The following is an 11,758-nucleotide window of genomic DNA, read 5'->3' as shown; positions in this document are numbered from 1 at the left end:
AAATAGAAGCGCGAGTTGAGTTCGCGCATGATTTTGAAAGGAGAAATCTATGGCTGACGAACAGACGCAGGATACGCAAACGCCAGACGCCAATTCGGCTGCCGGTGATGAACTGGGAACTCGTGTGCAAGTGCTCGAAGAGCAGCTGGCCGCAGCGCAGGATCAGTCGTTGCGTGTTGCCGCCGATCTGCAGAACGTCCGCCGTCGTGCCGAGCAGGACGTAGAAAAGGCGCACAAATTCGCGTTGGAAAAATTCGCCAACGACCTGCTGCCAATTATTGACAGCCTGGAGCGTGGCCTCGAATTGTCCAACCCGGACGACGAAAACATCCGCCCTATGCGCGAAGGGATCGAACTGACCCTGAAAATGTTCCAGGACACCCTGAAGCGTTATCAGCTGGAAGCTATCGATCCGCAAGGCGGTGAGCCGTTCAACGCGGAGCACCACCAGGCAATGGCGATGCAGGAAAGTCATGACCTCGAGCCTAACAGCGTATTGAAGGTGTTCCAGAAGGGCTACCTGCTCAACGGTCGCTTGTTGCGCCCGGCGATGGTCGTGGTGAGCAAGGCGCCTGCACCCGTTTCGCCTTCTATTGATGAGCAGGCTTGAAATCCGCCGCAAGGCCCCCATTTATAAGTCAAGCGTTTAAGTGCTACCGCAGTTAGCCACAACTGCTGCGGCATCCAAATTCAAGTTTCGGGAGAGTGAATCATGGGCAAAATTATCGGTATCGACCTGGGGACCACCAACTCGTGCGTCTCGGTCATGGAAAACGGCAAGGCCAAGGTTATCGAAAACGCTGAGGGCGCGCGTACCACGCCGTCAATCATCGCTTACGCCAACGACGGCGAGATCCTGGTCGGTCAGTCGGCCAAGCGTCAGGCTGTTACCAACCCGCACAACACCCTGTACGCGGTAAAACGTCTGATCGGTCGTAAGTTCGACGAAGAAGTCGTACAGAAAGATATCAAGATGGTGCCTTACAAAATCGCCAAGGCTGACAACGGTGACGCCTGGGTTGAAGTAAATGGCAACAAGATGTCTGCGCCGCAGATCTCGGCTGAAGTCTTGAAAAAGATGAAGAAAACTGCCGAAGACTACCTGGGTGAAACCGTGACCGAGGCGGTGATCACCGTTCCGGCTTACTTCAACGACAGCCAGCGCCAGGCGACCAAAGACGCCGGCCGCATCGCGGGTCTGGACGTAAAACGTATCATCAACGAACCTACCGCAGCTGCCCTGGCTTACGGTATGGACAAGGCCAAAGGCGACCACACTGTGATCGTTTATGACCTGGGTGGCGGTACGTTCGACGTTTCGGTTATCGAAATCGCTGAAGTTGACGGCGAGCACCAGTTCGAAGTGTTGGCCACCAACGGCGACACCTTCCTGGGTGGTGAAGACTTCGATATCCGTCTGATCGACTACCTCGTTGACGAATTCAAGAAAGAAAGCGGCATGAACCTCAAGGGTGACCCGCTGGCGATGCAGCGCCTGAAAGAGGCTGCTGAGAAAGCCAAGATCGAACTGTCGTCGAGCATGTCCACCGACGTGAACCTGCCGTACATCACTGCAGACGCTACCGGCCCTAAACACTTGAACGTGAAGATCTCTCGCGCCAAGTTGGAAGCGCTGGTTGAAGACCTGGTTCAGCGCACCATCGAACCTTGCCGCATTGCGCTGAAAGACGCCGGTATCGACGTTGGTTCCATCAACGACGTGATCCTGGTCGGTGGCCAGACTCGCATGCCGCTGGTACAGCAGAAAGTCACCGAGTTCTTCGGTAAAGAAGCACGTAAAGACGTGAACCCGGACGAAGCGGTTGCCATGGGTGCTGCCATCCAGGGCGCGGTATTGGCCGGTGACGTGAAAGACGTGCTGCTGCTGGACGTCAGCCCGCTGACCCTGGGTATCGAAACCATGGGTGGCGTAATGACCGCGCTGATCGAGAAAAACACCACGATTCCTACCAAGAAATCCCAAGTGTTCTCGACTGCCGATGACAACCAGGGCGCCGTGACCATTCACGTGCTGCAAGGCGAGCGTAAGCAAGCTGCGCAGAACAAATCCCTGGGTAAATTCGACCTGGCCGAGATTCCACCAGCTCCACGTGGTGTGCCGCAGATCGAAGTGACCTTCGACATCGACGCCAACGGTATCCTGCACGTTGGTGCGAAAGACAAGGCTACCGGCAAAGAGCAGAAGATCACCATCAAGGCCAACTCCGGCCTGTCTGATGAAGAAATTCAACAGATGATTCGTGATGCTGAAGCCAACGCTGATGCGGATGCCAAGTTTGCCGAGCTGGCTGGCGCCCGTAACCAGGGTGATGCGCTGGTTCACTCGACGCGCAAAATGGTCGCTGACGCTGGCGACAAAGTGACTGCCGAAGAGAAAACTGCAATCGAAGCTGCCGTGGTTGCCCTGGAAGCCGCTATCAAAGGCGACGACAAGGCCGCTATCGAAGCCAAGGTTGAGGAGCTGTCGAAGGTGTCCGCGCCAGTGGCTCAGAAAATGTACGCCGAGCAAGGCCAGCCGGCCGAGGGTGCTGCACAACAAGCAGAGCCTGAAGCCAAGCACGACGATGTGGTCGATGCCGAGTTCGAAGAAGTCAAAGACCAGAAGTAACTTGGTCGCCCGGTTGACCGCTCACAAGCGGTGACTGGTAGGATGTCGCCGCGCGGGAGCTTGCTCCCGCGTTGGCGTGTCTGGGGTATGCGAATTTTTACAGTATGCGACAGCGTTCGGATGCTGGCGGTGTGATCGGAAATGCTCCTGCTTTCCGAGCAGTAAATGCCGCGTTTTTAGTCGGGTGGCCGGCTAAAGAGTAGTAATGACCAGGATCGTTGAATTGACGTGAGTTGGGTCCGGGCCTGCATTGGGGCTCAACGAGTTTGGCGAGGCTCAGGAGGGTCTGGCTGAACGTCCTTAAGAGTGCAAAGACTTATGGCAAAGCGTGACTATTACGAAGTATTGGGTGTGGAGCGTGGCTGCGCCGACGCGGACCTGAAAAAGGCTTACCGCCGCCTGGCAATGAAGCACCACCCGGACCGTAATCCGGATAGCAAAGAATCCGAAGAAATGTTCAAAGAGGCCAATGAGGCCTACGAATGTCTGTCTGATCCCAACAAGCGTGCAGCCTACGACCAGTATGGGCATGCCGGTGTCGACCCAAGCATGGGCGGCGGCGGTGCCGGTTTTGGTGGGCAGAACTTCTCCGATATTTTCGGCGATGTGTTCAGTGATTTCTTCGGCGGTGGCCGTGGCGGCCAGCGTGGCGGCGCCCAGCGCGGCAGCGACTTGCGCTACACCTTGGAGCTGAACCTGGAAGAAGCCGTGCGCGGCACCAGCGTCAACATCCGTGTACCGACGCTGGTCAACTGCAAGCCGTGCGACGGTTCGGGTGCAAAGAAAGGCTCTTCGCCCATCACCTGCCCGACCTGCGGTGGTATCGGTCAGGTGCGTATGCAGCAGGGCTTCTTCTCGGTGCAGCAAACCTGCCCGCGCTGCCATGGCCAGGGCAAGATCATCTCCGATCCGTGCGACTCCTGCCATGGCGAAGGCCGTGTCGAAGAGTACAAGACGCTGTCGGTGAAAGTGCCGGCGGGCGTGGATACCGGCGACCGCATTCGTCTGTCGGGCGAGGGCGAGGCGGGTGCTCAAGGTGGTCCTACCGGCGATCTGTACGTGGTCATCAATGTGCGCGAGCACTCGATCTTCCAGCGCGATGGCAAGCATCTGTTCTGTGAAGTGCCGATCAGCTTTGTCGATGCGGCACTGGGCGGTGAGCTGGAGATTCCGACCCTCGATGGTCGGGTCAAGCTCAAGATTCCTGAGGGCACGCAAACCGGCAAGCAGTTCCGTATCCGTGGCAAGGGCGTTGCGCCAGTGCGCGGTGGTGGGGCGGGCGACTTGATGTGTCGTGTGGCGGTAGAAACGCCCGTCAATTTGAATCGTCGTCAGCGCGAGCTGCTTGAAGAGTTCCGCAGTTCGTTAGCGGGTGATGACTCCCACTCGCCAAAAACCACGGGCTTTTTCGATGGCGTGAAGCGCTTCTTCGGCGACCTGTAAGGAATTGAATATGCGACGTATAGCCGTAATGGGCGCTGCCGGGCGCATGGGCAAGACGCTGGTCGAAGCGGTGCAGCAGCGCTCGCCGGCGTCCGGGCTGACCGCGGCGATCGTTCGCCCGGGCAGCACGTTGATCGGTGCGGATGCCGGTGAGTTGGCCTCGCTGGGCCGTATCGGCGTTTCGTTGTCCGGCAACCTGGAGCGGGTGACTGACGAGTTCGACGTATTGATCGATTTCACGCTGCCGGAGGTGATGCTGAAAAACCTGGCGTTCTGCCGAAAGGCGGGAAAGGCGATGGTGATCGGTACCACCGGTTTGACGGCTGAGCAGAAGCAATTGCTGGTAGAGGCGGGCAAGGATATTCCGGTGGTCTTCGCTGCGAACTTCAGCGTGGGTGTGAACTTGTCCCTCAAGCTGCTGGACTTGGCCGCTCGCGTATTGGGTGATGAGGCGGATATCGAGATTATCGAAACCCATCATCGTCACAAGATCGATGCGCCGTCCGGGACTGCGCTGCGCATGGGCGAGGCCATTGCTGATGCATTGGGGCGTGACCTGTCGAAAGTGGCGGTGTATGGCCGCGAGGGGCATACCGGTGCGCGCGCGCGCGACACCATCGGGTTTGCGACGGTGCGCGGTGGTGATGTGGTGGGTGATCACACTGTGCTGTTCGCCACTGAGGGCGAGCGCCTTGAGATCACGCACAAGGCGTCCAGCCGCATGACGTTCGCCAAGGGTGCGGTACGTGCTGCGCTTTGGCTGGAGGGGCGCGAGCCTGGGCTGTACGACATGCGCGACGTGCTCGACCTGCACTAATCAGTAGCTTAAACAGGGCCTCAAGCTTATGCTTAGGCCCCGTTTTTACCCGCTAGGCGACGCCCTGTCGCATTCTCCTGCCTTTAAGGCTCATTAGCGGTGGACCCAAAAAGCCTTTTTCTGTAAGCTACAGCTTTAGTGTGTCCACTAAAAGCGCGCAGAATTATTCGGTGAAGAAGCGGGGTGACGTGTCCATACGTCACTCCGCTTTTTTACAACCTGCGATCGCCCTTTCAGGCTTTATTTACGGGAGGTCTTCTTGACTAAGCCAGCCATACTCGCCCTTGCTGATGGCAGCATTTTTCGCGGCGAAGCCATTGGAGCCGACGGTCAAACCGTTGGAGAGGTGGTGTTTAACACTGCCATGACCGGCTATCAGGAAATCCTTACCGATCCTTCCTACGCCCAACAGATCGTCACCCTGACCTATCCGCACATCGGCAACACCGGTACTACACCGGAAGACGTCGAGTCTGATCGTGTCTGGTCGGCAGGTCTGGTGATTCGTGACCTGCCTCTGGTGGCGAGCAACTGGCGTAACACGATGTCGCTGTCCGATTACCTGAAGGCCAACAACGTGGTGGCGATCGCCGGTATCGATACGCGCCGCCTCACGCGCATCCTGCGTGAAAAAGGCTCGCAGAATGGCTGCATCATGGTCGGTGACAATATTTCCGAAGAGGCGGCGATTGCCGCGGCGCAAGGGTTCCCTGGCCTGAAGGGCATGGACCTGGCGAAAGTCGTCAGCGTCAAAGAGCAGTACGAATGGCGCTCCACTGTTTGGGACCTGAAGACCGACAGTCACGCGACCATCGACGCGGCCGAGCTTCCATACCATGTGGTTGCCTACGACTACGGCGTCAAATACAACATCCTGCGCATGCTGGTTGCACGGGGCTGCCGCGTAACCGTGGTGCCTGCACAAACCCCGGCCAGTGAAGTGCTCGCCCTGCAGCCGGACGGTGTGTTCCTGTCCAACGGCCCAGGCGACCCCGAGCCATGCGACTACGCCATCCAGGCGATCAAGGAAGTGCTGGAAACCGAGATCCCGGTATTCGGCATCTGCCTGGGCCACCAGTTGCTGGCCCTGGCTTCCGGCGCCAAGACCCTGAAAATGGGGCACGGCCACCACGGCGCCAACCACCCGGTGCAAGACCTGGATACTGGCGTTGTAATGATCACCAGCCAGAACCACGGTTTTGCGGTGGATGAAGCGACCTTGCCGGCTAACGTGCGCGCCATTCACAAGTCGCTGTTCGACGGCTCCCTGCAAGGCATCGAGCGCACCGACAAGAGCGCGTTCAGCTTCCAGGGCCACCCTGAAGCCAGCCCGGGCCCGAACGACGTAGCGCCGCTGTTCGACCGTTTCATCAATGAGATGGCCAAGCGACGCTGACTGAGCGGCGTGCGGGCGGCCCCTGATTTCGGTGGCCCCCGCAGGCTCTTCAAGGATTGTTCAAGACGGCTTGCCGACTGACCTGCGGAGTGACAAACCCATGCCAAAACGTACAGACATAAAAAGCATCCTGATTCTCGGCGCTGGCCCGATCGTGATCGGCCAGGCCTGCGAATTCGACTACTCCGGCGCCCAGGCCTGTAAAGCCCTGCGCGAGGAGGGCTACCGCGTCATCCTGGTGAACTCCAACCCGGCCACCATCATGACCGACCCGGCCATGGCCGACGCCACCTACATCGAACCGATCAAATGGCAGACCGTGGCCAAGATCATCGAGAAAGAGCGTCCGGACGCGCTGTTGCCGACCATGGGCGGCCAGACCGCGCTGAACTGCGCCCTGGACCTGGAGCGCGAAGGCGTCCTGGAAAAGTTCGGCGTAGAGATGATCGGTGCCAACGCCGACACCATCGACAAGGCTGAAGACCGTTCGCGTTTCGACAAGGCGATGAAGTCCATCGGCCTTGATTGCCCGCGCTCCGGTATCGCCCACAGCATGGAAGAGGCCAACGCTGTTCTCGAAAAGCTCGGCTTTCCGTGCATTATCCGTCCGTCCTTCACCATGGGCGGCACCGGTGGCGGCATTGCCTACAACCGTGAAGAGTTCGAAGAAATCTGCGCCCGTGGCCTGGACCTGTCGCCGACCAAAGAGCTGCTGATCGACGAATCCCTGATCGGCTGGAAAGAATACGAGATGGAGGTTGTCCGCGATAAGAAGGACAACTGCATCATCGTCTGCTCCATCGAAAACTTCGACCCGATGGGCGTGCATACCGGTGACTCGATCACCGTGGCTCCAGCGCAGACCCTGACGGACAAGGAATACCAGATCATGCGTAACGCCTCGTTGGCGGTATTGCGTGAGATCGGCGTTGAAACCGGTGGTTCCAACGTTCAGTTCGGCATCTGCCCGGACACAGGCCGCATGGTCGTTATCGAGATGAACCCGCGTGTATCGCGCTCGTCGGCGCTGGCCTCGAAAGCGACCGGTTTCCCGATTGCGCGTATCGCTGCCAAGCTGGCGATCGGTTACACCCTGGACGAGCTGCAAAACGAAATCACGGGCGGCGCCATGCCGGCCTCTTTCGAGCCGTCTATCGACTACGTTGTGACCAAGCTGCCGCGCTTTGCCTTCGAAAAATTCCCCAAGGCTGATGCGCGCCTGACCACCCAGATGAAGTCTGTCGGTGAAGTCATGGCAATCGGCCGCACGTTCCAGGAATCCCTGCAGAAAGCCCTGCGCGGCCTGGAAGTAGGTGTTTGCGGCCTGGACGAAAAGCTCGACCTGAGCAACCCGGAAAGCATGAGCATCCTCAAGCGCGAGCTGACCGTGCCGGGCGCCGAGCGTATCTGGTACGTGGCTGACGCTTTCCGCGCCGGCCTGAGCGTCGAAGATATCTTCGGCATGAACATGATCGACCCGTGGTTCCTGGTGCAGATCGAAGACCTGATCAAGGAAGAAGAGAAGGTCAAGACCCTCGGTCTTTCGTCGATCGACCGCGACCTGATGTTCCGCCTCAAGCGCAAAGGCTTCTCCGACCAACGTCTGGCCAAGCTGCTGGGTGTGACCGAGAAGAACCTGCGTACCCATCGCCACAAGCTGGATATCTTCCCGGTCTACAAGCGCGTTGACACCTGCGCTGCCGAGTTCGCCACCGACACGGCGTACATGTACTCCACCTATGAGGAAGAGTGCGAAGCCGCGCCGTCGGACCGCGACAAGATCATCATCCTGGGCGGTGGTCCGAACCGTATCGGCCAGGGCATCGAGTTCGACTACTGCTGCGTACACGCCGCCCTTGCACTGCGCGAAGACGGGTACGAGACCATCATGGTCAACTGCAACCCGGAAACTGTTTCCACTGACTACGACACTTCCGACCGCCTGTATTTCGAGCCGGTAACGCTGGAAGACGTATTGGAAATCTGCCGCGTCGAGAAGCCAAAAGGCGTAATCGTCCAGTACGGCGGGCAAACCCCGTTGAAACTGGCGCGTGCCCTGGAAGCGGCTGGCGTGCCGATCATCGGTACCAGCCCGGACGCCATCGACCGAGCTGAAGACCGCGAGCGCTTCCAGCAAATGGTCGAGCGCCTGAACCTGCGCCAGCCGCCGAACGCCACCGTGCGCAGCGAAGACGAAGCCATCCGCGCAGCCAGCAAGATCGGCTACCCGCTGGTGGTGCGTCCGTCCTACGTACTGGGCGGCCGTGCCATGGAGATCGTCTACGAAGAAGACGAACTCAAGCGCTACCTGCGTGACGCGGTGAAAGTGTCCAACGACAGCCCTGTGCTGCTCGACCACTTCCTCAACTGCGCCATCGAGATGGACGTGGACGCGGTGTGTGACGGCACTGACGTGGTGATCGGCGCGATCATGCAGCACATTGAACAGGCTGGCGTTCACTCCGGTGACTCCGCCTGCTCGCTGCCGCCGTACTCGTTGCCTGCGCATATCCAGGACGAGATGCGCGAACAGGTCAAGAAAATGGCCCTGGAACTGGGTGTGGTCGGCCTGATGAACGTACAGTTGGCGCTGCAAGGCGAAGACATCTACGTCATCGAAGTCAACCCGCGCGCTTCGCGTACCGTGCCGTTCGTTTCCAAGTGTATCGGTGTTTCCCTGGCTATGATCGCTGCCCGCGTAATGGCCGGTAAGACATTGAAGGAAATCGGCTTCACCAAGGAAATCATTCCGAACTTCTACAGCGTGAAAGAGGCGGTGTTCCCATTCGCCAAGTTCCCTGGCGTGGACCCGATCCTCGGCCCAGAGATGAAGTCCACCGGTGAAGTGATGGGCGTGGGTGACACCTTCGGCGAAGCGTTCGCCAAGGCTCAGATGGGCGCCAGCGAAGTGCTGCCGACCGGCGGTACTGCGTTCATCAGCGTGCGTGATGACGACAAGCCACTGGTTGCGGGTGTAGCCCGTGATCTGATCAACTTGGGCTTTGAAGTCGTGGCTACCGCCGGGACCGCCAAGCTGATCGAGGCTGCCGGCCTGAAAGTGCGCCGCGTGAACAAGGTGACCGAAGGCCGTCCGCACGTGGTCGACATGATCAAGAATGACGAAGTCACGCTGATCATCAACACCACCGAAGGTCGCCAGTCGATCGCCGACTCCTACTCCATTCGCCGTAATGCCTTGCAGCACAAGATCTACTGCACCACCACCATTGCTGCAGGCGAAGCCATCTGCGAAGCGCTCAAGTTCGGTCCGGAAAAGACCGTGCGTCGCTTGCAGGATCTACACGCAGGATTGAAGGCATGATCAAATATCCAATGACCGTCCAGGGCGCCAAGGCCCTGGAAGAGGAGCACGCCCATCTGACCAAGGTCGTACGTCCAAAGCTGAGCCAGGACATCGGTACGGCCCGCGAACTGGGTGACTTGAAGGAAAACGCCGAATATCACGCTGCTCGCGAGCAGCAGGGTATGGTCGAGGCGCGGATCCGTGACATCGAAGGCCGCATGCAGAATGCGGTGATCATCGACGTCACGACCATCCCGCACACCGGCAAGGTGATTTTCGGCACCACGGTGGAAATCGCCAACGTGGAGACGGATGAGCGCGTTGTCTACCAAATCGTGGGCGAAGACGAGGCTGACTTCAAACTCGGCAAGATCTCTGTTGGTTCGCCGCTGGCCCGCGCCCTGATCGCCAAGGAAGAAGGCGACGTGGTTGCCGTAAAAACGCCGAGCGGCGTGATCGAGTACGAGATTGTCGAAGTTCGTCACATCTGAAAGACGGCGCCCGCTTCGTGCGGGCGCCATGCTGTGGCAACTTTCCCAGATGCTTTGGGTGGGTGGCCTATGGTTGTTGCATATTGGCATGTTGCCGGCGCTGGGTTTAATAGGCCTGGCACCCTTGCTGATCGATGAGATCGACGGCTTGCTGACTACGTTGCTGGTGAGTTTTGCCGCAGCATGCGTGACGCTCCAGGCGTTGGTGCTGGTCAAGGCTGAAGGCTTGGGGAGTTTGTGGCGGGATATTCGCGGCCAACTGCTGTTGATGGCGCTGTATGCGTGCGCAATGTATTGCATTGTGCATGTGTGGCTGCCGCAAGCGTTGCGCTGGCAGTTGTTCAGCTATCTTGTGCTAGGGTTTTCTGGCTTGGTGCTGGCGATACAGCCTGCGCCGGGATGGAGTGGCGGGGCGCGCGAAGCACGCCCTTGACCCTTGTCATCATTTGAAGCGATGAACGTTCGACAATTGCTTGTTGACGTTGAAGTTCTTGCGATGCAGCAGCGCCATCTTGCCGATAACCTGAACCAGGTCCGCTTTGCCAACCTTGCACAGTTCTGCAATGGCGGCCAGGCGCGCTTCGCGATCAAGGATGTTGACCTTGATCTTGATCAGTTCATGATCATTGAGTGCGCGTTCGAACTCGGCTAACACACCTTCAGTCAAACCGTTGTCTGCCACAATCAGAACTGGTTTCAAATGGTGGCCAATGGATTTGTACTGTTTCTTCTGCTCTTGAGTGAGCGGCATAATCTGACCCCTGCGTCTGATCTTGTAAAAAGCGGCGGCCAGTTTACCCGAGCGAGTCCGGGACCGCCCAGTTAATCACGACCCGTTTTATTTTCGAGGTGGCCCGTGGCCCGTTCCAAAACCAGCCTTAAGTGGCTACAAGAACATTTCAACGATCCTTACGTCAAAAAGGCGCAGAAGGACGGCTACCGTTCCCGGGCCAGTTACAAGCTGCTGGAGATCCAGGACAAGGACAAACTGATCCGGCCTGGCATGAGCGTTATCGACCTGGGTGCTGCTCCCGGTGGCTGGTCCCAGGTGACCAGTCGTCTGATTGGTGGGCAGGGCCGCTTGATCGCTTCCGATATCCTGGAAATGGACAGCATCCCGGATGTGACCTTTGTTCATGGGGACTTCACTCAGGACGCCGTGCTTGCGCAGATCCTCGAGGCCGTCGGAAATTCGCAGGTAGACCTTGTGATTTCCGACATGGCCCCCAATATGAGTGGATTACCGGCTGTTGATATGCCACGCGCCATGTTCCTGTGCGAATTGGCACTGGATCTGGCTGGACGGGTGTTGCGTCCGGGTGGTGATTTTCTGGTCAAGGTCTTCCAGGGTGAAGGGTTTGACGAGTACCACAAGAACATCCGCAAGCTGTTTGACAAGGTTCAAACGCGTAAACCTGACTCTTCCCGGGACAGGTCCCGTGAGCAATACCTGCTCTGCCGCGGCTTTCGCGGTGTGGAAGGCGCGGCGAGCGAAGAGCGTTTTTGAGGAATTCGAGGAGGGCGATAGGTTTTTTTATGTCGCTTTCGTCACGAAGCTTTACGAATATTGTGTAGTTAAAGTTTCACAAAGGGTTACAGACGGCGCCTGCCAGTGGTGTAGGTAATGTAGTAAGTTAGGCCGGTGAATATCATGCGAAGCGCGCGCCAGTAGCGGAGC

The 11,758-nt window shown here is 58.4% G+C and carries 10 protein-coding genes; 9 read left to right on the top strand and 1 reads right to left on the bottom strand.

All coding sequences use genetic code 11. The features are described from left to right. The first annotated feature begins 49 nt into the window (after positions 1-49). From grpE to C4J90_RS22455, 8 genes are all read left to right on the top strand, one after another. Positions 50-610, top strand: coding sequence for a nucleotide exchange factor GrpE (grpE, locus tag C4J90_RS22490; RefSeq protein ID WP_057725007.1), 561 nt, complete (start codon positions 50-52; stop codon positions 608-610). A gap of 102 nt (positions 611-712) precedes the next feature. Continuing rightward, positions 713-2,629 carry a molecular chaperone DnaK gene (gene dnaK, locus C4J90_RS22485; protein WP_124364448.1) on the top strand — a complete coding sequence of 639 codons (1,917 nt, stop codon included), beginning with the start codon at positions 713-715 and terminating at the stop codon, positions 2,627-2,629. A 318-nt stretch (positions 2,630-2,947) separates the two neighbouring features. Further along, a complete protein-coding gene (dnaJ, locus tag C4J90_RS22480; protein ID WP_124364447.1) occupies positions 2,948-4,072 on the top strand; it encodes a molecular chaperone DnaJ in 1,125 nt (374 codons plus the stop codon). A 10-nt stretch (positions 4,073-4,082) separates the two neighbouring features. After that, positions 4,083-4,889, top strand: a complete 807-nt coding sequence (gene dapB / locus C4J90_RS22475; protein WP_124420841.1) for a 4-hydroxy-tetrahydrodipicolinate reductase — start codon at positions 4,083-4,085, stop codon at positions 4,887-4,889. Between the two features lie 259 nt (positions 4,890-5,148). Continuing rightward, positions 5,149-6,285 carry a glutamine-hydrolyzing carbamoyl-phosphate synthase small subunit gene (gene carA / locus C4J90_RS22470; RefSeq protein ID WP_124415615.1) on the top strand — a complete coding sequence of 379 codons (1,137 nt, stop codon included), beginning with the start codon at positions 5,149-5,151 and terminating at the stop codon, positions 6,283-6,285. Positions 6,286-6,385: 100 nt separating this feature from the next. After that, the gene (carB, locus tag C4J90_RS22465) at positions 6,386-9,607 is read left to right on the top strand and encodes a carbamoyl-phosphate synthase large subunit (RefSeq protein WP_124364444.1); all 3,222 of its coding nucleotides are present in this window, start codon (positions 6,386-6,388) and stop codon (positions 9,605-9,607) included. Beyond that, positions 9,604-10,080, top strand: a complete 477-nt coding sequence (gene greA / locus C4J90_RS22460; protein WP_124364443.1) for a transcription elongation factor GreA — start codon at positions 9,604-9,606, stop codon at positions 10,078-10,080. Before carB ends, greA begins: the two co-directional genes overlap by 4 nt. Positions 10,081-10,108: 28 nt before the next feature. Beyond that, positions 10,109-10,513 carry an MFS transporter gene (locus C4J90_RS22455; RefSeq protein WP_124420840.1) on the top strand — a complete coding sequence of 135 codons (405 nt, stop codon included), beginning with the start codon at positions 10,109-10,111 and terminating at the stop codon, positions 10,511-10,513. Between the two features lie 9 nt (positions 10,514-10,522). Here the strand turns inward: C4J90_RS22455 and C4J90_RS22450 are convergent, their stop codons facing one another. Continuing rightward, a complete protein-coding gene (locus C4J90_RS22450) occupies positions 10,523-10,831 on the bottom strand; it encodes a YhbY family RNA-binding protein (protein ID WP_124364441.1) in 309 nt (102 codons plus the stop codon). 105 nt (positions 10,832-10,936) lie between these two features. Here C4J90_RS22450 and rlmE point away from each other — a divergent pair, with 105 nt between their 5' ends. Continuing rightward, positions 10,937-11,587: a 23S rRNA (uridine(2552)-2'-O)-methyltransferase RlmE gene (rlmE, locus tag C4J90_RS22445; RefSeq protein WP_032862906.1), complete on the top strand. Its 651-nt coding sequence runs from the start codon at positions 10,937-10,939 to the stop codon at positions 11,585-11,587. The last annotated feature ends 171 nt before the right edge of the window (positions 11,588-11,758 follow it).

Source organism: Pseudomonas sp. R2-60-08W (assembly GCF_003852335.1).
GTDB lineage: Bacteria > Pseudomonadota > Gammaproteobacteria > Pseudomonadales > Pseudomonadaceae > Aquipseudomonas.
This window is presented reverse-complemented; position numbering and strand designations above follow the sequence as displayed.

Bases quoted from the DNA above. Each gene is read 5' to 3' on its own strand.
- carB (WP_124364444.1), top strand. From the start codon at position 6,386: ATGCCAAAACGTACAGACATAAAAAGCATCCTGATTCTCGGCGCTGGC.
- dapB (WP_124420841.1), top strand. From the start codon at position 4,083: ATGCGACGTATAGCCGTAATGGGCGCTGCCGGGCGCATGGGCAAGACG.
- C4J90_RS22455 (WP_124420840.1), top strand. From the start codon at position 10,109: ATGCTGTGGCAACTTTCCCAGATGCTTTGGGTGGGTGGCCTATGGTTG.
- dnaK (WP_124364448.1), top strand. From the start codon at position 713: ATGGGCAAAATTATCGGTATCGACCTGGGGACCACCAACTCGTGCGTC.
- C4J90_RS22450 (WP_124364441.1), bottom strand. From the start codon at position 10,831: ATGCCGCTCACTCAAGAGCAGAAGAAACAGTACAAATCCATTGGCCAC.
- greA (WP_124364443.1), top strand. From the start codon at position 9,604: ATGATCAAATATCCAATGACCGTCCAGGGCGCCAAGGCCCTGGAAGAG.
- dnaJ (WP_124364447.1), top strand. From the start codon at position 2,948: ATGGCAAAGCGTGACTATTACGAAGTATTGGGTGTGGAGCGTGGCTGC.
- grpE (WP_057725007.1), top strand. From the start codon at position 50: ATGGCTGACGAACAGACGCAGGATACGCAAACGCCAGACGCCAATTCG.